The following is a 20180-nucleotide window of genomic DNA, read 5'->3' on the forward strand; positions in this document are numbered from 1 at the left end:
AGATGAATCAGCCGATCTCGATCATCTCGAAATCTTCCTTGCCCACGCCGCAATCCGGACACATCCAGTCGGCGGGCACGTCTTCCCAGCGGGTGCCCGGCGCAATGCCGTCATCCGGCCAGCCTTCGGCCTCGTCATAGATCAGACCACACACTACACACTGCCACTTCTTCATGAATATCGTCCCGAACCGTCTGTAGAAAAACTGCAGCGACACTACCGTAATCGACCACCAGCGCCAAGCGCGCGGGGCGGCGTAGACGCGGGCAATCGTGCTAACCTTGCGCCTTCGCTTACCACCGAAGACCGTATTCTCCCCGTGACCGTTCCCGAGTGGCTCCCTGCACAACAGCACCCGCACCCTCCTGCCGATCCGCTATTCGACTGGCTCTGCGGCGAGGGGTCGTTGACCCGCCGTTTGATCGAAGCGGGACATGACGATTTTCGAGTGGAAGTGCTGCAACAGTCTGTGCAGCCTGCCCGGCATGACGAAGCCCTGGCGTTGAACATCGAGCCGGGCGAGAACGTCTGGTGCCGCGAAGTCTTGCTGCACACCGCCGGCGCACCGCGAGTGTTCGCTCGCAGCGTGGCCCCGCTCGCCTCGCTGGCCGATTCGGGTCTGGATCTCGACACGCTGGGCCCGCGCAGTCTTGGTGAAGTGCTGTTCGCCGATGCGCGCATCGAACGCAGCGTCATCGAAATAAGCCGTTATCCCGCCGCATGGCTGCCTTCAAGCTGCAGTCATACCGGCCTCTGGGGTAGGCGGTCACAGTTTTCCCACGCCAGCTTGCGGCTGCTGGTCTGTGAAGTATTCTTGGACGGTTGGCCGCCGGCTGACTGAACTGCCCTTTCGAGCGGAGAACAGCCTTGCTTGGCTTGCTGATCAAACCGTTGCGCCGCGTCCATCCGCGTGCCGACGACTTCATCCAACTGATGCGCCTGGACCGGCCCATCGGCACCTATCTATTGCTGTGGCCGACGCTCTGGGCGCTATGGCTTGCAGCCGAAGGCGTCCCGGACCTAAAAAATCTGGTGATCTTCGTGCTCGGGGTGATCTGCATGCGCGCGGCCGGCTGCGTGATCAACGACTATGCCGACCGGAACTTTGACGGTCATGTCTCGCGCACCCGGCAGCGTCCCCTGGCGACCGGCCGGGTGACACCCCGCGAGGCACTGATCCTGTTCGCGATTCTGGTCGCGATCAGTGCCGTGCTGGTTCTGTTCACCAATGCTCTGACTATCAAGCTGGCGTTTGGCGGCATCGCCCTGGCGACGCTCTATCCGTTCTGCAAACGCTTTACCTTTTATCCGCAGGTGGTGCTCGGGGCTGCCTTCTCGTGGGCGATTCCGATGGCCTTCACGGCCCAGGCCGAAGCGCTGCCCGCGGCGATGTGGCTGGTGTTTCTGGCCAATCTTATCTGGACCGTCGCCTACGACACCGAGTACGCCATGTGCGATCGCGAGGACGACCTGCGCATCGGCATCAAGTCCACGGCAATCCTGTTCGGCGAGGCGGACCGGGCGATCATCGCGCTGCTGCAGGGCCTGACCCTGGTCTGTCTGGTGCTGGTCGGCCAGCGCTTCGATCTCGGGCCGTTCTTCTATGTCGGGCTGGGCACCATGCTGCTCAGCTTCGCCTGGCAGCACTGGCTGATCCGCGAACGTGAACCGCATGCCTGCTTCAATGCGTTCCTGTCCAACCACTGGAGCGGCTTGCTGGTCTTCATTGGCCTGGCCCTGGACTACTGGATTCGCTGAGCCTTCACCGAATCGCAAGCGATACGTCATACAACTGCAACAAATCTGTTATCTAATCGGCGCATGTCAGGAATCTGCAACGAGACGGTAAACCATGGCAGGCAAGAGCATATTGATCGTTGATGACGAAGCGCCGATCCGTGAAATGATTGCGGTGGCCCTAGAAATGGCCGGCTACGAATGCCTGGAAGCGGAGACCACGCAGCAGGCCCACGCCAGCATCATAGACAGCAAGCCCGACCTGATCCTGCTCGACTGGATGCTCCCGGGCACCACCGGCATCGAGCTGGCCCGTCGTCTCAAGCGCGACGACATGACCTCGGATATTCCGATCATCATGCTCACCGCCAAAGGCGAGGAAGACAACAAGATCCAGGGTCTTGAAGTCGGTGCCGACGATTACATCACCAAGCCTTTTTCGCCTCGCGAGCTGGTCGCTCGGCTCAAGGCCGTCCTGCGTCGCACCGGGCCGGTGGACAGCGAGGCGCCGATCGAAGTGAACGGGCTGCATCTGGATCCGGTCAGCCACCGCGTCACCATCGACGACAGCCCTGCCGAAATGGGCCCGACCGAATATCGCCTGTTGCAGTTCTTCATGACCCATCAGGAGCGCGCGTATACTCGCGGGCAGTTGCTCGATCAGGTCTGGGGTGGCAATGTCTACGTCGAAGAGCGCACCGTCGACGTACATATCCGCCGCTTGCGCAAGGCGCTGGGCAGCAACTACGAGTACCTGGTCCAGACAGTACGCGGGACCGGCTACCGCTTTTCCACACGAACCTGAGCGTTCGGCCAGCATCAGCTGAAACACCGTTACAGTGACAAGGGAGTGATGCGTGACGATCAACTGGCTCCGTGCGGTCCTCTATCGTCTCGCCCTGCTCCTGATTGCCTGCGCCATTCTCGGTTTGCTGATCGACCAGCTTGCCTGGTGCCTCGTCGCCGGCCTGGCACTCCACGTCCTCTGGACGCTCCGCCAGTTGCTGCGCTTTCAGAACTGGTTGAAGAACCATCCTAACGAAGCCCCGCCGGACGCGCGCGGCGTCTGGCACGACATCTTCGACACCATCTACCAGATGCAGCGCCGCGACGCCCGACATCGCCAGCGCCTGCAGGCTGTCATCGAGCGTATCCAGTCGTCCACCGCCGCGCTCAAGGACGCCGTAGTGATGATCGACCGCGATGGGCATCTGGAATGGTGGAATCATGCTGCCGAACGCCTGCTGGGTCTGCGTGCGCCCTCCGACAGCGGGCAGACGGTCACCAATCTGATTCGCGATCCTCGCTTCGTTGCCTTCTTCGAAAAGGGCGGCGACTACAAGGACGCGCTGGATATCCATTCGCCCATCGATGCCAGGGTCTGGCTGCAGTACACCATCACCCGCTACGGTGATGGCGAAAGGCTGATGGTGGTGAGGGACGTCACCCGGGTCCACAACCTGGAACAGATGCGCAAGGATTTCGTCGCCAACGTCTCCCACGAGCTGCGCACGCCTCTGACGGTTGTGGTCGGCTACCTGGAAACCCTTGCCGACAACGCCGACGAGATCAACCCCCGCTGGAAACGCGCGCTAATGCAGATGCAGCAGCAGGCGCGGCGCATGCAGAGCCTGCTCAATGATCTGTTGTTGCTGGCGCGACTGGAGACCTCGGATACCGCCGCAGAAACCAAGCCCATCGCGGTCGAGCGGATGCTGCTCACCATTCGCCAGGATGCGCAGGCGCTATCCGGCGAGCACAACCATCGCATCACACTCGAAGCCCTGTCCGACCGGCGTCTGCTGGGCGTCGAAGGCGAACTGCGCAGCGCGTTCTCCAACCTGGTATTCAACGCAGTGAAGTACACCCCTGACGGCGGCGATATTCATGTTCGCTGGTGGGTCGACGACAACGGCGCGCACATGAGCGTGCGCGATAACGGGGTGGGTATAGCGCCGCAACACATCTCACGGCTGACCGAACGCTTCTATCGGGTGGACTCGAGCCGCAACAGCAACACCGGCGGCACTGGCCTGGGGTTGGCCATCGTCAAGCATGTGCTGATTCGCCACGATGGCGAGCTGAAGATCAACAGTGTAGTCGGACAGGGCAGCAGTTTTACCTGTCACTTCCCGCTCAAACGCCTGGTCTGAACGGGCCGCGACGATCCGGCGTTCTCAGGCGCTGGGAGAATAATGCTGCTGTGCCGTACCGGAGGCGATCAGCCGCGAGAGATAGTCGAGCTTCTCCGGGTCCTGATCGACGAATCTAAGCGTCACCTTGACCCATTCGCAGTCCATGGTCGTTTCCATCGACGCGACGGCGTGAACGTAAGCGTTGATTCGCGCCACCGATCGATCGGAGTCCTGCTCCAGATCCAGCACACCGCTTTCAAACACCTGCGGCAGCTGCTCGCTACGGCGCACCACAACCAGCGCATCACGCAGACTCAGCGTCTTGATCACGCAGGCGAACTGCTGCCCCGGCAGGCGCAGCTGGGCCTGGCCACGCACGGATTGTGCGGCTGGGGTGTCTTCGGCGGCGGCACTCGTCGGCTTCTCCGCAGGCGCAACCGGCCGCGGCTTTGCCGGCTGAGGCGTGAGCGGCGGATCGGCCCGGCGATTACCAGTCAAAGCAGCGATGGTGTCCTGCCCGGTGCCACTGCCCGACTTGGGTGCGGCGCCTTGCAGCAGCGCGAGCCGGCCAGAGCGATGCAGGGCCTTCTTGACCTTGGCAATCAACTGCTCATTGCTGAACGGCTTGCCTATGTAATCACTCACGCCGGACTGAATGGCTTCGACGACATTCTCCTTGTCGCCACGGCTGGTGACCATGACGAACGGCGTATTGCCGGTACCAGGCTGCCCGCGAAACCATCGGAGCAACTCCAGACCGTTCATTTCGGGCATTTCCCAATCGCACAGGATCAGATCGAATTCAGCCCGGCTAAGCACCTGCTGAGCCTTGCGGCCGTTGATCGCCTCTTCAATCTGCAGACCGGGAAAATGACTGCGCAGGGCCTTCTTCACCAGGTCTCGAATGAACGGGGCATCGTCCACGACCAGGACGGATACTTTCGCCATGTGATATCTCTCATCAGCTTCGTGCGTAGCTTACCGCAGACCCAAGGCCAAACCGCAAGACTTTGCAGCGAAACGCCATCACCATCCGCCGTACGGCCATTGGAAGGGCTCAAACCAGCGGCTGCATGACCACCTGCGACAATTTGCACGTTGATCCGAGGGGAGAAAACCTGCTAGTTATGGGGTCAATAGTTTGCGCGTCCCGAATCACAAAGAACGAGGCAGCCATGAGCTGCCCCCAACGATAGCCTGAGGACACCCCATGAAAAAGTTGCTGTTGCCTTTGATCGCTGCCGGCGCCCTGCTCTCTACGCATGCGGCCATGGCCCAGGACGGCGAAGCGCTGTTCAAGAGCAAGCCGTGCGCGGCCTGCCACCAGATGGATACCAAGGTCGTCGGCCCAGGTCTGAAGCAGGTGGCAGAGAAGTATGAAGATAACGAAGAAAATATCGCCATGCTCGCCGACCACATCAAGAACGGCCATGTCGGCACCTGGGGACAGATCCCGATGCCGGCCAACCCGGTGACCGAGGAAGAAGCCAAGACCCTGGCTCAGTGGATCCTCAGTCTCAACGAGTGATCGACCGATCATGAAAAAGCCCGCCAATTGGCGGGCTTTTTCATGGCGTAGGATCGCGACAGATCAGTGACCGACGATCTTCTCGCGCTCGGCCATGGGCGTGTGCCGCACGTCCTCGCCTTCGACCATGAAGATCACCTGCTCTGCGATGTTGCAGGCGTGGTCGCCCACCCGCTCGAGCGAGCGGAACACCCACATGATCGACAGGCAGCTGCTGATATTGCGCGGGTCTTCCATCATGAAGGTCACCAGCGTACGCGTAGCGGTCTTGTATTCCTCGTCGACGCGCTTGTCTTCCTTCATCACTTTCAGAGCCAGTGCCGTGTCGAAGCGGGCGAAAGCATCCAGCGCGTCGCGAACCATCTCGCTGACGTGATTGCTGATGTGCCGTGCCTCGAGCAACCCGCGCGGGCCGTGGACGTTGGAATCGTTTTCGCTCAGGCTGATGGCGAACTTGGAAATTTTCTTCGCCTCGTCACCGATACGCTCGAGGTCGGCGACCATCTTTACCACTGACATCACCAGGCGCAGGTCGCTGGCGGTAGGCTGACGCTTGGCGATGACCCGGTAGGCTTCCTCGTCGACCAGACGTTCCATCTGGTCGACTTCCTTGTCGGCGCTGCGGGTCTTTTCCGCCAGGTCGGTGTTCTGGTTGACCAGCGCCTCGATGGCCTGGCTGACCTGATCCTGAACCATCCCGCCCATTTTCAGAAAATCGGTACGCAGCTGGCCGAGCTCGGTATTGAACTGCTGCGAAATGTGCTGAAGATGACCATTTTTGTTGGGCATAATTGCTCCTTAGACCGTACGGGCCTGGACCCGTCGCGGAATCAACCGAACCGACCAGTGATGTAATCCTCGGTGCGCTGGCACTTCGGACGCGTGAACAGCTCGTGCGTGTCGTTGTATTCGACCAGCTTGCCGAGATACATGTAGGCGCTGTAATGCGAGACGCGAGCCGCCTGCTGCATGTTGTGCGTGACGATCAGAATAGTCACTTTTCCGTTCAGCTGGTCGATCAGATCCTCCACCTTGGCGGTGGCTATCGGGTCGAGTGCCGAGGTCGGCTCGTCGAGCAACAGTACTTCCGGCTGCACGGCCAAAGCGCGGGCGATGCACAGGCGCTGCTGCTGGCCGCCGGACAGACTGAACGCCGACTGGTGTAACCGGTCCTTGACCTCATCCCACAGCGCCGCCTGCTGCAGCGACGTCTCGACGATCTCGTCGAGCTGGGTGCGGTTGCGGATGCCACGAATCTTCAAGCCCGCCGCAACGTTGTCGTAGATCGACTTGGGGAACGGGTTCGGCTTCTGGAACACCATACCGATGCGCATGCGCACCACGCTGGGGTCGAGTTCGATCAGGTTTTCGTTTTCCGGATACAGGTTGATTGCGCCGGAGTAGCGCACACCCTTGTACAGATCATGCATGCGGTTGAAGCAGCGCAGCAGGGTACTCTTGCCGCAGCCGGACGGGCCGATCAGCGAAGTGACTTTCTTGTCCACCAACGGCAGATTGATGTCGTCAATCGCCTGGGTGCCGTCGCCGTACCAGAACTTCAGATTGTCGACACGAGCGCGCAACGGTGCATCGGGTTGGAGATACCAACGATCCTGCGTTTTTTCGGCATTGGTCTGGGTCATGACTGCTTGGCTCATATCGGGGGAAACCTTTGCGTTCATAAGAGAACTGCCTTGATCGTTCATTCGCGGACGCGGTCCGCACTCAGCCTTTACGGGCGCGATAGCGGATGTAGATCGCCAGCGCGTTCATCATAAACGTCATCACGATCAGCACTACCCCTGCCGCAGCGGCGGTGAGGTGGAAGTCCGCCTGCGGGCGGGAAATCCAGCTGAACATCTGGATCGGCATGACCGTGAAGGGACTGAACAGCCACTCGAAGCTGATGAACGGGAAATCGCTCTGCACCGGTGCCGGCGGCAGGAAGGCGATGAACGTCAGCGCGCCGATGGTAATGATGGGGGCGGTCTCGCCAATGGCGCGGGACAGGCCGACGATCGCACCCGTGATGATACCCGGCTTGGCGGCCGGCAGAATGTACAGCGACATGGTCTGCCACTGGTCCGCGCCGAGGCCGTAGGAGGCCTCGCGAAGCTCCTTCGGAATCGAGCGAATCGCCTCACGGGTGGCGACGATGATGATCGGCAGGATCAGCAGGGCCAGTACCATACCGGCGACCAGCACGGTCTCGCTCATGCCGAAGGTATAGATGAACAGACCCAGCGCCAGCAGACCATAAACGATCGAGGGTACACCGGCCAGGTTCGATACATTGATCTCGATGATATCGGTCAGCCAGTTGCTGCTCGCATATTCTTCGAGATACAAACCGGCGCCGACACCCAGCGGCACGGCCAGCACGGCGGTCACGATCATCACCAGAATGGTACCGACCCAGGCCGAGAGAATACCCGCCTGGAGCGGCTTGCGTGACGGGAACTCGGTATAGAAGTCCGGATCGACCAGACGCGGGTAGCCGGTCATGACCAGGTCGATGAACAAAGCCAGCAGGGTGGTGATGGCGATGAACAGAATGAAGATCCCGACCCCTGCCAGCACCATGTCCGTGGAACGGTTCTTCCGGGAAATCGAGGCGTAGTTGACGCCGGACTGCACGTTATCAGATAGCGTTTTCATGGGTAGCAGTCCTCAGTACGCCTGGCGGTAACGACGGCGCAGGTAGAAGCCGATAAGGTTGAACACCAGCGTCAGCAGGAACAGCACCAGTCCCGCTGCGAAGATCGATTGATAGGCGATCGATCCGTGGCGGACGTCACCCAGGGTGACCTGGACGATGAAGGTGGTAATGGTTGCCGCGCCTTCCATGGGGTTGAAGGTGAAGTGCGGCATCTGGCCTGCGGCAATCGCCACCACCATGGTTTCACCAACGGCACGTGACATGGCCAGCACGAACGAGGCGGTGATGCCGGAAATCGCTGCCGGGATGACCACGTTGAACGCGGTATGGAAGCGGGAATAACCCAGTGCGAAGCCGCCCTCGCGCAAGCCGTTCGGTACGGCGCGCATGGCGTCTTCGCTCAATGAGGTGACGTAGGGGAGAATCATGATCCCCAGCACCAGACCCGGCGCCAGCATGTTGAAGCCAGGCAACTCGGGGAAAATCTGCTGCAGCATGGGCGTGACCAGCAGCAGCGCAAAATAGCCGTATACAACGGTTGGAACGCCTTCGAGCAACTCGAGAATCGGCTTGACCACTTCCCGTACCCGGTTTGGTGCGTACTCGCTCAGATAGACCGCCAGCAACAGACCGAACGGGATGGCAATCGACAGGGCGATACCGGATACCGTCAGGGTGCCGGAGAGCAGCGGCCAGATGCCGAACTCAGGATTGGCGAATACCGGCGTCCAAGTGGTGGACGACACGAATTCCCATAGCGAAACGTGTTCGAAGAAAGCCAGCGATTCGCTGACCAGAACATAAACGATACCCGCGGTGACCAGCACTGAAAGCGCTGCGGAGGCCCACAATATCGCTCTGGCTAGCTCGTTGATGAATGCACGCCGGCGCATGAAGTGAGGCGAAACGGTGAAGCTGCGCTCGTGCCCCTGGTTGGCGGTAACGGTCTCGGTCATCGATCAGGCTCGTTTCGAAATCTGCTGGATGTGGATGCGAGAAAGCGGAGGCCATGGCCCCCGCTTTCTCAGCGGTAGTGCTTAGTAGTGCTTCTTGCGGTTCAGAGTCTCGACCACGTCGACGCCAACTTCTGCGCCTTCGTAGGCAGTACCGACTTCCCGCTCTTTCAGGACGCGCTGGGCAGCCTGATACACCTTGTCGCCCATCGGAACGTAGCCAGCTTCCTGGACCAGTTCAGTGTTTTCCTGCGACAGCAGGAACTCGGCGAACTTCTCTACGTGCGGCTTGTTTTCCAGGGAAGACTTGCTCGCGTAGTAGTACAGCGGGCGGGTCAGCGGCTGGTAGCTGCCGTCACCAGCGGTTTCCAGGCTCGGCTCAACCGGATCCTTGCCCTTGTAGGCGATCGGCACGGCCTTCAGCTTGTTCTTGTTTTCTTCGTAGTAAGCCAGACCGAAGAAACCCAGAGCATTGCGGTCGTTGGAAACGCCCTGCACCAGAACGTTGTCGTCTTCGCTCGCGGTGTAATCGCCACGGCTGGAGTGCGACTTGCCGACAACGGCGGTGGTGAAGTAGTCATAGGTACCCGAATCGACGCCAGGGCCGAACAGGGTCAGCTTGCGGTCAGGGAAGCTTTCGCGAATCTGATTCCAGTTGTTGACCTTGCCTTGTGCTTCCGGCTCCCACATGGTCTTGAGCTCTTCCACGGTCAGGTGGTTGACCCAGTCATTCTGCGGGTTGACGACAACGGTCAGGGCGTCCATGGCAACAGGGAGTTCGATGAACTCGACGTTGTTTTCCTTGCACAGCTTCACTTCTTCCGGGCTGATCGGGCGGGAAGCGCCGGTCATGTCAGTTTCGCCACGGCAGAACTTCTTGAAGCCGCCGCCAGTACCGGAAACGCCGACGGTAACGCGGATGTTGCCCTTCTGTTCCGACTGGAACTCTTCAGCCATCGCTTCGGAGATCGGGAAAACTGTGCTGGAACCGTCGATTTGAACGGTTTCGGCCGCGTAAACGGCTTGTGCCAACAGGCTGCTCGCCAGAACAGCGGTAACCACCAGACCCTTCTTCATGCTTTTTCTCCAGTTTTACATTGTCATCGGTACTAACGACCAAGGCACTTGTATCAACGCTCGAATCTCGTCCTGAGACGCTCCATAGCAAGCACTGGAGCAAACGTTATGGGAGGAACGTGACAATCGTATTCCGGAAATATGACAGTTATGTGAACACTGGAAAGCAGCGGGAACTTTTTGAAGTGCTACCTACGGATCATTGAGGGTGTGTCGCCAATCCCTTAAGATACGCGTTCTTGACGGCTGTCAACAGACCTCCGCCAGGCGTTTTCTGCCCAGAACAACTACAAAGACTCAACGAGAATTCCATGCACGATGTAGACAAGGATCCGGTCCCGAAAGGAGATCTGGCGCTCAAGGTCACCGCGCTTCCGCGCGACTGCAACAGCTTCGGCGACATATATGGCGGCTGGCTGGTATCGCAGATGGACGTGGCCGGCACCGGCACCGCTTCGCGCATCGCTCGCGGGCGCGTCGCCACGGTAGCGATCGATCGCATGGGCTTCATGGTGCCGGTCCCGGTTGGCGCACAGCTGGCTTTTCATTGCCACGTGCTGGACATCGGCCGCAGCTCGATCAAGATCTGTGTTGAAGTCTGGAGCGAAGACCTCGCCCACGATGACAGCCGCAAGGTGACCGAGGCCGTGTTCGTCTTCGTCGCTATCGACGACCGGGGTCGCACGCGCATCATTCCGTCCTGACGGCTGCACCGGTCGGCGATCGGCTCGCCTTCCCTTACCGGCTTGTCCGGCTCGGCAGACCCGCGCGCAGCGTTTATCGATGACAGGAAACAGGGCAAAAACCGCATGCCGCGCAATTCAGCTCCAACCAGTCCCAATCAACCCATGCCCATGGGTATATTCGAACGCCATCTGACCTGGTGGGCCCTGTTGTGCATCGTCGCCGGCACACTGCTCGGACTGTTCGCGCCGGACGCGGCCCAGACCATCGGGCGGCTGGAAGTCGCCCAGGTCAACATTCCGGTCGGCATCCTCATTTGGGTGATGATCATCCCCATGCTGATGAAAATCGATTTCACCGCACTGCGCGAGGTGTACCAGCACCGCGCCGGCATGGGCGTCACCCTTACGGTGAACTGGCTGATCAAGCCTTTCACCATGGCCGCCCTGGCCTGGCTGTTCATCGACCAGCTGTTCAGGGCCTGGCTCCCCGCCGGGGAGATCGATAGCTATATTGCAGGATTGATCCTGCTGGGCGCTGCGCCGTGCACCGCCATGGTCTTCGTCTGGTCCAACCTCTGTCACGGCAACGCCAACTTCACCCTGACGCAGGTCGCCGTCAATGACGCGATCATGATCGTTGCCTTTGCGCCGATCGTCGCGCTTCTGCTCGGTGTGTCGGCGATTCCGGTGCCGTGGGACACGCTGCTGTTGTCGGTTGCCATGTACATCGTCGTGCCGCTGATCATTGCCCAGTTACTTCGCGCACGGCTGATGCGCCGGGGCGACGCAGCCTATCAGGCGGCGCTCAGGCGTATCGGTCCGTTCGCCATGGCCGCGCTGCTACTTACACTGGTGCTGTTGTTCTCGTTCCAGGGCCTGACGCTCATCGCCCAGCCGCTGATCATCGCCCTCCTGGCCGTGCCGATCCTGCTGCAAACGCTGTTGATCGCCGCGCTGGGCTACTGGCTCTGCCGACAGTTGAAGGTGCGGTACGATGTCGCCGGTCCGGCAGCCATGATCGGCGCCTCCAACTTTTTCGAGCTGGCCGTTGCCGTAGCAATCGCCTTGTATGGCTTCAACTCCGGCGCCGCGCTGGCCACCGTGGTCGGCGTGCTGATCGAAGTGCCGGTCATGCTCTGGCTGGTACGCATGATCCGCCGGAGCCGTGGCTGGTACGAAGCCCGTGCCCTTCGCTAACCCTCTTTTGGAACGCACCTGATGAGCGGCCGACTCGCCTCGTATGCCCTGCGCCTTTCCCGCCTGATCGATTCGGCCAATGCCCTGCTCGGCCGGAGCGTCGCCTGGCTGTCAGTGCTGCTGGTGTCGCTGACCTGTGCCGTGGTGGTGCTGCGCTATGCCTTCGGTATCGGCGCCACCGCCACTCAGGAACTGGTCATGTACGCCCACGCCCTGGTGTTCATGGGCGCAGCGGCCTGGGCGGTGCAGCGCGATGCGCATGTCAGGGTGGATATCTTCTTTCGCAGGCAGAATCCTCGGCGCCAGGCGCTGACCGATCTGCTCGGCACGCTGCTGCTGATGCTGCCGATGTGCCTGTTCCTCGCCTGGACCTGCTGGGACTACGTCGCCGTATCCTGGGCGCGCGGTGAGCGTTCGGCCGATGCCGGCGGCCTGCCCTTCGTCTATCTACAAAAGAGCATCATTTTGCTGCTGGTCGGCAGTCTCCTGCTGCAAGCGCTGTCGCAAATCATCAAGACGCTATGCGTACTGACCGGCCACCTGTCCACCCACCTGCAACCTGACCACGCCGAGGCACTGTAATGGGTCCAGAATTCATGGCAGTGCTGCTGTTCGTATGTCTGTGCCAGGCGCTGATGGCTGGCTTCCCGGTTGCGTTCACACTGGGCGGCGTGTCGCTGCTGTTCGCCGGCGTCGGTTCGCTGACCGGCACCTTCGAGCCAAGCTTCTTCGGCGCCCTGCCCAGCCGCCTGTTTGGCACCATGAACAACCAGACGCTGCTGGCCGTGCCGCTGTTCGTGTTCATGGGCGTGATGCTGGAAAAGTCGCGCATCGCCGAAGACCTGCTGGATGCCATGTCGCGGCTGTTCGGCGGATTGCGGGGCGGGTTGGCGATATCGGTCTGCCTGGTGGGCGCGCTGCTCGCCGCCAGCACCGGCATTGTCGGCGCCACCGTGGTTACTCTCGGCCTGCTGGCGCTGCCGACCATGCTGCGCCGTGGCTACGATCCGGCGCTGGCCACCGGCACACTAGCCGCGACCGGCACCCTGGGTCAGATCATTCCGCCGTCAATCGTGCTGGTACTGCTGGGTGATGTGCTGTCCAGCGCCTATCAACAAGCGCAGCTGCGCATGGGTATCTTCTCGCCCAAGACGGTCACCGTGGGCGACCTGTTCATCGGCGCACTTTTGCCGGGCCTGCTGCTGGTAGGCCTGTATCTGCTGTATCTGATCGGCATGGCGATCTTCAAGCCCAAGGCGCTGCCGGCGCTACCGGCGGAAGAACGCGGTCAGGTCAGCGTTGCCCAGTTACTGACCAGCCTGGTGCCGCCGCTCCTATTGATCATGTCGGTGCTCGGCTCGATCCTGGCCGGTATCGCCACACCGACCGAGGCCGCCGCCGTCGGCGCACTGGGCGCGGGCGTTCTAGCCGCGTTCAAGCGCCAGCTGAACCTGCAGCGCGTGCGCGAAGTCGCCTACGCCACCACCGAGATCAGCGCCATGGTATTCCTGATCCTCATCGGTGCCTCGATCTTCTCGCTGGTGTTCCGCGGCTTCGGCGGGGAAGACCTGATTCACGAAGTATTCGCCCAGCTGCCGGGCGGCGCCTTTACCGCCACGTTGCTGGTCATGCTGGTCATCTTCCTGCTCGGCTTCATTCTCGACTTTATCGAGATCACCTTCGTCGTCGTGCCCATCGTCGGCCCGGTGTTGCTGGCCATGGGCATCGACCCGATCTGGCTCGGCGTGATGATCGCGCTGAACCTGCAGACTTCCTTTCTCACCCCGCCCTTCGGCTTCTCGCTGTTCTATCTGCGAAGTGTGACGCCGTCGAGCGTGCCGACTGCCGCCATTTATCGCGGCGTGTTACCGTTCATTGCGATACAGATACTGATGCTGGCGATTGCCGCGCTATGGCCGGGGCTGATCACCTGGCTACCAGAGACATTAGGACGCTAGCCGCATGCGGTCAGCTCCCGCTCAAGGATGAACGATGAAACTGAACCGCACACTACTCCAAGACGCCACCGAACAGGGCCTGCTGACCGAATCGCAGGCACAGCAGCTTTGGGATTACCTTGCTGGCCGCGCCGCGCAGACGCCGGGCCTGCGCGCCACCCATGTGCTCTATTATCTCGGCGGCTGCATCGCCATCGGCGCCATGACCCTGTTCATGACGCTCGGCTGGGAGCGCTTCGGCGGCTGGGGCATCGTCTGCATAGCACTGGCGTACGCCGCCACCGGAATCTGGCTGACCGAGTCTCTGCTACGCAAGCAGCTGGCGATGCCCGCCGGCATTACCGGGGCCTTCGTCATCGCGCTTACGCCGCTCGCCGTCTATGGTCTGCAATCCGCGCTCGAATTGTGGGCTGAAGGGCACGTGTACCGCGACTACCATCGGTTGATCGACTGGCGCTGGGTGCTCATGGAACTGGCCACCCTGGCCTGTGGGGCGGTCATGTTGTGGCGTTACAGGCTGCCTTTTCTGGTCATGCCCTTGGCGGTCACGCTCTGGTACATGAGCATGGACCTCACGCCCTTCCTGTTTGGCGAGGAAGCAGCGGTCTGGGAGCGTCGCAAGCTGGTCTCGCTGTGTTTCGGGCTGCTGATGATTGCGTTGGCGTTTCGCGTCGATCTGCGCGCACGCGGCGATCACGACTACGCGTTCTGGCTGTATCTGTTCGGTGTGGTGGCTTTCTGGGGTGGATTGTCTTCGATGAATTCCGACAGCGAGCTGAGCAAGTTCGCCTACCTGTGTATCAACTTGGCGATGATCGGCGTCGGGACGCTGCTTGGCCGGCGGGTCTTCGCGGTGTTCGGCGGGCTCGGCGCCGCCGGCTACTTCGGCCATCTGGCCTATGACGTCTTCCAGGACAGCATGCTGTTTCCCTTTGTGCTGACGTTCCTCGGCCTCGGGGTAATCTACGGGGGCACGGTATGGCAACGTCACGAGGAGCGGCTGAGCAGCAGGCTACGCGGCATGCTGCCCGCGCTGCGCGAACTGGTCGATTCGAAGGATGGAGCGGCCTGAGCCGGCGTGCGGGTTGGCAGCAAACATCAAGCAGCGGACCTCAGGCGGGGCCCGCGCTCCCCTGTGTTCCAACCCACATGATCACGTAGCACACTGAGCGCCAGCAAATCGCTGGTCACCGGCTTGAACACCTCCGCGAGCCACCCGGTGACCACTGCTACTTACAGCACCAGGCCGGTCAGAGCTTCGAACGTAGGAGCGCCGGTAGCCTGCTCATTCCGGGAAACGCTCAAACCCCGGTAGCTGATCCGCACCATTCATCTCACCCTGTCGCTCTGCCGTCTGGACGGGCAGTTACCTTGGCTACGATGGTCGCACGCTGGCTTCAATCCGGCCGCCAAAAGGCCAATTCAAAAGGCCGGCGCTATACAAGGCCCACCAGACAGCCAGGGGCTGAAAGCCCAGGCGTACCCAGTAATACCACTGGTTGGCGGGCAGACCATCCACGGTCAACCCATGAATAGCGTTATGCACATTCGCAGGGAACACCGCAACGAAGTACACCGCCAACAAAAGTCCCGCCGAGCGTCGCAATCGGGGCACCAGCAAGCCCAGCCCTCCGGCGATTTCGCAGATGCCGGTTATGGCTACCATCTGCCCTGCCCATGGCAGCCATCCCTCAACCATGGGTACGTAGCGTTCCGGAGTGAGCAGATGGTCTGTTCCAAAAAACACTAGCGCCGCAGCCAGCGCCAGCCTCATGCATGCCTGCGGGCCACGTAGACAGCTTACGCCCAGGCGGCCGACAAGCCAGGCGAGCCCGGTAAGAACGAGCAAAAAGAGGAAGAAAACCATGGCCGACTCCGTTAATGTAGACAGCGTAAACATATAAACCTGTAAGTAGGCACTGTCAACATTGGAATCCAAAGTCACCGATTACCATCATGGCCAACTGCGCGGGACCCTTCTCAAGGCGGCGCGGGAGACCCTTGAACAAAACGGCGCAAGTGCTCTCAGCCTGCGAGACCTGGCGCGCCGAATTGGCGTTTCGCACGCTGCGCCCTACCGGCACTTCGCAAGCCGTGACGATCTACTGGCGGCATTAGCCGAAAAAGGCTTCCACGAGCTTGCGGAGCGCTTGCGCGCTGATGCGGGGAAAGGCGGAACGCTAAAGGGGATGGGGCTGGCCTATGTCGAATTCGCTACCGGCAATCCTTCGCTGTACAAGCTGATGTTCAGTCCCGGACTGGACCGAACGAAGCCCGAATCGCTGGCGGAGGCAGCCCGCAGCGCGTTCGAGCTGCTGCAGACCCAGAGCGGCTCATCCGAACGGGACCAGAGTGGCACCCTCGCTGCCTGGTCCCTGGTGCACGGACTGTCTCAACTTCTTATCGACCGACTGGTCTCAGACGAGCTTCTACAATCCGAACCGCTTTCAAGACTGGTCGAGTCCGTGCTTGGACATCTACAGGTGCCCGGAGAGGCGGAAGAATCAAGCTGATGGTGTGGGCTCGCGCGGTGACGCTGTGCCGAGCATCACCCAGGAAAGCGCTCGAACTCCGGCAACTGATCCAGATGCTTCATCCAGCCCTGGCGTTCGGCGGTCTGGATCTGCACCTGGGGCGCAAGCGACTCGGGAGCGTCGAGCGTGGCGGTCTGCACGTCGACGATGCCAGGCAGATTGATCGCGTTGTAGTAGAACAGACCGGTGCCGCAGTCCGGGCAGAAGCTGCGCACCGCGCCGCCCGAGCCGTTGATGCTTTTCGGTTCGCCCTGCGTCACCGTCAGCGCTTCTTCCGGAAACATCGCCCAGGACACCGCCGGCGCCCCGGCGCTGCGCTGGCAGTCGCTGCAATGACACAGGGCAACTACATTCGGCTCACCTGACAGTTCATAACGAATGGCCCCGCAATAACAACGTCCTGTATGGCTCATGACGATTCCTCGACTGGCTGGGGTGACGTTCGATCACCAGATAAATAGAACGATAAGCATGCAAACCAGAGTGACGATTGCCGCAACCAGCCTGGTCATCGGCGAGCTACCCATCCCGTCCGCCCTACGGAGCGCGCCGGACTTCTCACGATCCGTCTCGCTATCGGCCCGCCCTTCATAGTCGGCGATCAGTCGTTTCGCTTCCGTGACATCCTCATCAGCCACATGCACCACGGCAAAATTCTGCACCGCCATATCGCCAATCGCACCCTGCAGGTAATGCCCGCCAACGAAGGCTTCCAGCCCATGCGCCTGCAGCATGCCGGAGACGATGTGAGCTTCAGTAATATCGCTGGCGCGGTAGATGAGTTGCATCGGGATGCCCTTCGATCCAGTGAGCAGCGCAGCCGTCAGCTAAACAACCAACGCTGCACCAGACGGGTGTAGCGCGGCATGATCACGTACACCATCAGAAAGACGATAATCGCCGTCACCATAAGCGTAGACAAAACCCGGCTCCCCGCTATGCCAAGCAAATCGAGAGCCGGGCCCACCAGATACGGCACGCCCAGCACCAGCGGAAAGATGGCCGACCAGGTGATCAGGTACTGCTTCCAACGCTTGGGTACTTTCGCCTTGGCTCCTTCTGGAGCGAACCAGAAGTCCAGACCACTACTGATATAGAAGTCATCCGCGCCGGCGAACAGCGGCTTGACCTTGTCGATCAGCCGCTCGCGCTCGCTCGACTGCATCCAGTTCCGCAGATGCTCGGCCGTATCGAAGCGGATGATGATGGTATAGGTTTCGGTCAGCCTCGGAATGGGCCGCACGATATGCCAGTCCAGATGACCCGGCCATGCGCGGCAAACCGGAGCGATCTCATTCAGCCACGCCTCGTATTGCGTGTGTTTCTCGCTTTGCACGCGGTGCGTGATCACAGCCGTCGCCCCGACGTCGCGCGGGTCAGTCGAAACCGTGGTCATGGGGCCTCCCTTGTTCGTGGCTGACAGCCTCGCCGTCGCGCTGCTCGATGGGCCGTATCACTCTGCAGGGATTGCCTGCCGCCAGCACACCCTCCGGGATGTCCCGGGTGACCACGCTTCCCGCACCGATCACCGCTTTCGCACCAATCGTCACGCCAGGGCAGATGATCGCCCCGCCGCCGATCCAGACGTCGGAGCCTATCTCCACCGGCCTGGCGAACTCCTGCTGCCGTCGCAGCTTCGCCTCGAATGGATGAGTCGCCGTGTAGATATGCACACCCGGACCAAGCAGCGTGAAATCGCCGATGCGCACCTGCGCCACGTCGAGCACCACACAATTGAAGTTGAAGAATACGCTTTCACCGAGCTCGATATGGCTGCCGTAATCGCAGTAAAACGGCGGCTGCATGCGCACCGTGTCGCCACCGCGGCCGAACAGTTCGGCGAGCAAGCGCCGCCCTTCCGGCTCCTGCTCGCCCAGCGTCGCGTTGAGCGCCTGGCATAGCCTGGCAGACCGATTTCGCGCCTCGACCAGCTCCGGATCAAGCGGATCGTACAGCTCGCCGCTGAGCATCTTTTCCCGTTCCGTCGCCATTCGTTGCTCTCTCCCCCGTTAATGCATTGTCTCAGCAGCTTCGACTCCACGGGCTCGAAAAAGTCAGCGGGCGCGGGCCAATGCGGGGGAAGACTCGTGGTTGGATATTTCAGCGGAGCACCGGCCTGCTAGCGGATGCACTAGGCTATGAGGCGAACACATTCACTAGCGAGGCAGATCCAACATGGACTCGGTATGCGGCGGCTGCCTCTGTGGCAAGGTGCGCTTCAAGGCAGTGGGCGGACCTGACCGTGTCGGGCTATGCCACTGCCTGGATTGCCGCAAGCACCATGGCGCGCTGTTTCACGCCTCCGCGATCTTCCCGCAGCAGGCGGTGAAAGTCGAAGGCGTCCCGCATAGCTATGCGGGGCGCTACTTCTGCCCAGATTGTGGGTCGTCCGTGTTCTCGCGTACGGGCGATGAAGTGGAGGTCAATCTGGGCTCCCTGGATGAGACGGATCGGTTTACGCCGAGTTATGAGTTGTGGACGGTGCGGCGGGAGGGGTGGTTGCCGGTGTTTCCGGTCGAGCGGCGGTATGAGGGGGATCGCGAGCCAGAAGACCGCAGTTGAGTACGGCTTCTCAAGGCCGAAAGAATGAATCGGTCGGCCTGGAACCCATCTAAACCGGCTCGGCATCGTACCGCTGTCAGCGGCTAGCTTGATCGGGGATGCGAGTGCGGCGCCTCGTTACCCATGGGCCAGCTTAAGACCGACGATACCCGCGCAAATCAACCCTAAGCTCACCAGCTTGAGAACGTCTGCCGACTCGCCGAACAAAACCATGCCCAGCGAGGCCGTACCGACGGCACCGATACCCACCCATATCGCATAGGCTGTCCCGACAGGCAGCGTTTTCAGGGCCAAGCCTAGCAACAGGAAACTGGCGAGCAGACAGCACACCGTTCCGACCGAGGGCCAGAGTTTCGTGAAACCATCGGTACTTCAGCCCGATCGCCCAACCAATCTCCAACAGGCCGGCTACAAACAAAATGATCCAACTCATACTCGTCTCAGTTGGCGATGGGTCGTCCCCGAACGGAATCGAGAGGTGAGGTCGTCCTCACTTCAACACGGCTGACGCTAACACCAACCGAGGCCCAACTGGGGCCTCGCTGCGGAAGCTAAATCTAATCTGATCTGCTTTAACCTCGGCCGTTCTTTTCAGAACCCCCTTGCGTTTCCGGGTGCTCTATTCCGGCCAGAGGCAGCTGTTAATCGGCTTGGCCATTATGGCTGGCTCATGTATAGGAAACTCGAAAAAGTAAGACGTCGCGCTCCACGTATATAGGTTTCCCTCTTTTCTATACATGTTGTGTTGGGTGCGCTCGCGCACTCTGCTGCGGCAGAGCGCATCGTCAGCTCTTACACCGCCGTATCCAGCCTTCGCCCGGCATCCGATCGAGCTGTTTCGCGCCGTTTGTTCTGCGAAGAGATCGTTGACGAAGTCGCGACCAGGACCGAGCTGTCGCCTGACCGGGTCGGCCTGCCATTGCCTGGATTGTCGCAAGCACCATGGCGCTCTATTCACGCTTCAGCGATCTATCCCGCTCAAGCGGTAACAGTCGAAGGCGAGACGGGACGCTACTTCTGTTCGCAGTGCGGGTCGCCTGTATTCTCACGCACCGGCGATGAGGTAGAGGTCAACCCTGGCACCTTGGATGAGACGGATCGATTCGTGCCGAGTTATGAGTTATGAGTTATGAGTTATGAGTTATGAGTTATGA

General features: G+C 60.7%; 24 protein-coding genes and 2 pseudogenes. 13 read left to right on the top strand and 13 right to left on the bottom strand.

The genetic code is table 11. The features are described from left to right. Positions 1 to 7 precede the first annotated feature (7 nt). A complete protein-coding gene (locus BLT85_RS14175) occupies positions 8 to 175 on the bottom strand; it encodes a rubredoxin (RefSeq protein WP_093396051.1) in 168 nt (55 codons plus the stop codon). A gap of 144 nt (positions 176 to 319) precedes the next feature. On the opposite strand from BLT85_RS14175, the gene BLT85_RS14180 reads away from it, so the two are divergent. The 4 genes from BLT85_RS14180 (at position 320) to phoR (ending at position 3890) form a co-directional block, all read left to right on the top strand. Continuing rightward, complete coding sequence (locus BLT85_RS14180) at positions 320 to 841, top strand: chorismate--pyruvate lyase family protein (RefSeq protein ID WP_093396054.1); 522 nt, start codon at positions 320 to 322, stop codon at positions 839 to 841. A gap of 26 nt (positions 842 to 867) precedes the next feature. Continuing rightward, on the top strand, positions 868 to 1758 hold the full coding sequence (gene ubiA / locus BLT85_RS14185) for a 4-hydroxybenzoate octaprenyltransferase (protein WP_093396057.1): 891 nt from the start codon (positions 868 to 870) through the stop codon (positions 1756 to 1758). A gap of 94 nt (positions 1759 to 1852) precedes the next feature. Then, on the top strand, positions 1853 to 2542 hold the full coding sequence (phoB, locus tag BLT85_RS14190) for a phosphate regulon transcriptional regulator PhoB (RefSeq protein WP_093396059.1): 690 nt from the start codon (positions 1853 to 1855) through the stop codon (positions 2540 to 2542). A 52-nt stretch (positions 2543 to 2594) separates the two neighbouring features. After that, entirely contained in the window at positions 2595 to 3890 is a 1296-nt protein-coding gene (phoR, locus tag BLT85_RS14195) for a phosphate regulon sensor histidine kinase PhoR (RefSeq protein ID WP_093396062.1), read from the top strand. A 24-nt stretch (positions 3891 to 3914) separates the two neighbouring features. Here the strand turns inward: phoR and BLT85_RS14200 are convergent, their stop codons facing one another. Next, positions 3915 to 4820: a response regulator gene (locus BLT85_RS14200; RefSeq protein WP_093396065.1), complete on the bottom strand. Its 906-nt coding sequence runs from the start codon at positions 4818 to 4820 to the stop codon at positions 3915 to 3917. 262 nt (positions 4821 to 5082) lie between these two features. Here BLT85_RS14200 and BLT85_RS14205 point away from each other — a divergent pair, with 262 nt between their 5' ends. Then, the gene (locus tag BLT85_RS14205) at positions 5083 to 5400 is read left to right on the top strand and encodes a c-type cytochrome (RefSeq protein WP_093396066.1); all 318 of its coding nucleotides are present in this window, start codon (positions 5083 to 5085) and stop codon (positions 5398 to 5400) included. Positions 5401 to 5463: 63 nt separating this feature from the next. On the opposite strand, the gene phoU is transcribed toward BLT85_RS14205, so the two are convergent. The 5 genes from phoU to BLT85_RS14230 all read right to left on the bottom strand — a co-directional run bounded on the left by phoU (position 5464) and on the right by BLT85_RS14230 (position 10089). After that, on the bottom strand, positions 5464 to 6189 hold the full coding sequence (gene phoU / locus BLT85_RS14210; protein ID WP_093396069.1) for a phosphate signaling complex protein PhoU: 726 nt from the start codon (positions 6187 to 6189) through the stop codon (positions 5464 to 5466). Between the two features lie 41 nt (positions 6190 to 6230). Beyond that, entirely contained in the window at positions 6231 to 7058 is an 828-nt protein-coding gene (pstB, locus tag BLT85_RS14215) for a phosphate ABC transporter ATP-binding protein PstB (protein ID WP_407920149.1), read from the bottom strand. A 67-nt stretch (positions 7059 to 7125) separates the two neighbouring features. Continuing rightward, complete coding sequence (gene pstA, locus BLT85_RS14220; RefSeq protein ID WP_093396075.1) at positions 7126 to 8058, bottom strand: phosphate ABC transporter permease PstA; 933 nt, start codon at positions 8056 to 8058, stop codon at positions 7126 to 7128. A gap of 12 nt (positions 8059 to 8070) precedes the next feature. After that, on the bottom strand, positions 8071 to 9015 hold the full coding sequence (gene pstC, locus BLT85_RS14225) for a phosphate ABC transporter permease subunit PstC (RefSeq protein WP_172829837.1): 945 nt from the start codon (positions 9013 to 9015) through the stop codon (positions 8071 to 8073). Positions 9016 to 9096: 81 nt separating this feature from the next. Beyond that, the gene (locus BLT85_RS14230) at positions 9097 to 10089 is read right to left on the bottom strand and encodes a PstS family phosphate ABC transporter substrate-binding protein (RefSeq protein ID WP_093396078.1); all 993 of its coding nucleotides are present in this window, start codon (positions 10087 to 10089) and stop codon (positions 9097 to 9099) included. A 311-nt stretch (positions 10090 to 10400) separates the two neighbouring features. On the opposite strand from BLT85_RS14230, the gene BLT85_RS14235 reads away from it, so the two are divergent. The 5 genes from BLT85_RS14235 (at position 10401) to BLT85_RS14255 (ending at position 15002) form a co-directional block, all read left to right on the top strand. Continuing rightward, positions 10401 to 10793 carry an acyl-CoA thioesterase gene (locus BLT85_RS14235; RefSeq protein ID WP_093396081.1) on the top strand — a complete coding sequence of 131 codons (393 nt, stop codon included), beginning with the start codon at positions 10401 to 10403 and terminating at the stop codon, positions 10791 to 10793. A gap of 105 nt (positions 10794 to 10898) precedes the next feature. Beyond that, on the top strand, positions 10899 to 11972 hold the full coding sequence (arsB, locus tag BLT85_RS14240) for an ACR3 family arsenite efflux transporter (protein ID WP_093396084.1): 1074 nt from the start codon (positions 10899 to 10901) through the stop codon (positions 11970 to 11972). 21 nt (positions 11973 to 11993) lie between these two features. Next, on the top strand, positions 11994 to 12554 hold the full coding sequence (locus tag BLT85_RS14245) for a TRAP transporter small permease subunit (protein WP_093396087.1): 561 nt from the start codon (positions 11994 to 11996) through the stop codon (positions 12552 to 12554). Beyond that, complete coding sequence (locus BLT85_RS14250; protein ID WP_093396090.1) at positions 12554 to 13930, top strand: TRAP transporter large permease; 1377 nt, start codon at positions 12554 to 12556, stop codon at positions 13928 to 13930. The genes BLT85_RS14245 and BLT85_RS14250 overlap by 1 nt, the downstream gene beginning before the upstream one ends. A gap of 34 nt (positions 13931 to 13964) precedes the next feature. After that, the gene (locus tag BLT85_RS14255; RefSeq protein WP_093396093.1) at positions 13965 to 15002 is read left to right on the top strand and encodes a DUF2157 domain-containing protein; all 1038 of its coding nucleotides are present in this window, start codon (positions 13965 to 13967) and stop codon (positions 15000 to 15002) included. 303 nt (positions 15003 to 15305) lie between these two features. On the opposite strand, the gene BLT85_RS14260 is transcribed toward BLT85_RS14255, so the two are convergent. Further along, on the bottom strand, positions 15306 to 15797 hold the full coding sequence (locus tag BLT85_RS14260) for a DoxX family protein (RefSeq protein ID WP_197673851.1): 492 nt from the start codon (positions 15795 to 15797) through the stop codon (positions 15306 to 15308). A 61-nt stretch (positions 15798 to 15858) separates the two neighbouring features. Between BLT85_RS14260 and BLT85_RS14265 the strand changes: the two genes are divergently transcribed. After that, entirely contained in the window at positions 15859 to 16443 is a 585-nt protein-coding gene (locus BLT85_RS14265) for a TetR/AcrR family transcriptional regulator (protein WP_093396096.1), read from the top strand. A gap of 35 nt (positions 16444 to 16478) precedes the next feature. Here the strand turns inward: BLT85_RS14265 and BLT85_RS14270 are convergent, their stop codons facing one another. From BLT85_RS14270 to BLT85_RS14285, 4 genes are read right to left on the bottom strand one after another with little or no spacing between them, the layout of a single operon-like run. Then, entirely contained in the window at positions 16479 to 16877 is a 399-nt protein-coding gene (locus tag BLT85_RS14270) for a GFA family protein (protein WP_093396099.1), read from the bottom strand. Positions 16878 to 16910: 33 nt separating this feature from the next. Further along, positions 16911 to 17252 carry a putative signal transducing protein gene (locus tag BLT85_RS14275; RefSeq protein WP_093396102.1) on the bottom strand — a complete coding sequence of 114 codons (342 nt, stop codon included), beginning with the start codon at positions 17250 to 17252 and terminating at the stop codon, positions 16911 to 16913. A 35-nt stretch (positions 17253 to 17287) separates the two neighbouring features. Then, on the bottom strand, positions 17288 to 17860 hold the full coding sequence (locus tag BLT85_RS14280; RefSeq protein WP_093396105.1) for an antibiotic biosynthesis monooxygenase: 573 nt from the start codon (positions 17858 to 17860) through the stop codon (positions 17288 to 17290). Next, positions 17841 to 18455 (bottom strand): sugar O-acetyltransferase, encoded by a 615-nt coding sequence (locus tag BLT85_RS14285; protein WP_093396108.1) that lies wholly within the window; start codon positions 18453 to 18455, stop codon positions 17841 to 17843. Before BLT85_RS14285 ends, BLT85_RS14280 begins: the two co-directional genes overlap by 20 nt. A gap of 184 nt (positions 18456 to 18639) precedes the next feature. Here BLT85_RS14285 and BLT85_RS14290 point away from each other — a divergent pair, with 184 nt between their 5' ends. Further along, entirely contained in the window at positions 18640 to 19026 is a 387-nt protein-coding gene (locus BLT85_RS14290; protein WP_093396111.1) for a GFA family protein, read from the top strand. Between the two features lie 117 nt (positions 19027 to 19143). Here BLT85_RS14290 and sugE read toward each other — a convergent pair. After that, positions 19144 to 19459, bottom strand: a pseudogene (gene sugE, locus BLT85_RS14295) (quaternary ammonium compound efflux SMR transporter SugE). 433 nt (positions 19460 to 19892) lie between these two features. Between sugE and BLT85_RS16920 the strand changes: the two are divergent. Next, positions 19893 to 20149 (top strand): annotated as a pseudogene (locus tag BLT85_RS16920) (GFA family protein); the annotation flags it as partial. Between the last annotated feature and the right edge of the window lie 31 nt (positions 20150 to 20180).

It is taken from the genome of Halopseudomonas xinjiangensis, from assembly GCF_900104945.1.
Classification (GTDB): domain Bacteria; phylum Pseudomonadota; class Gammaproteobacteria; order Pseudomonadales; family Pseudomonadaceae; genus Halopseudomonas; species Halopseudomonas xinjiangensis.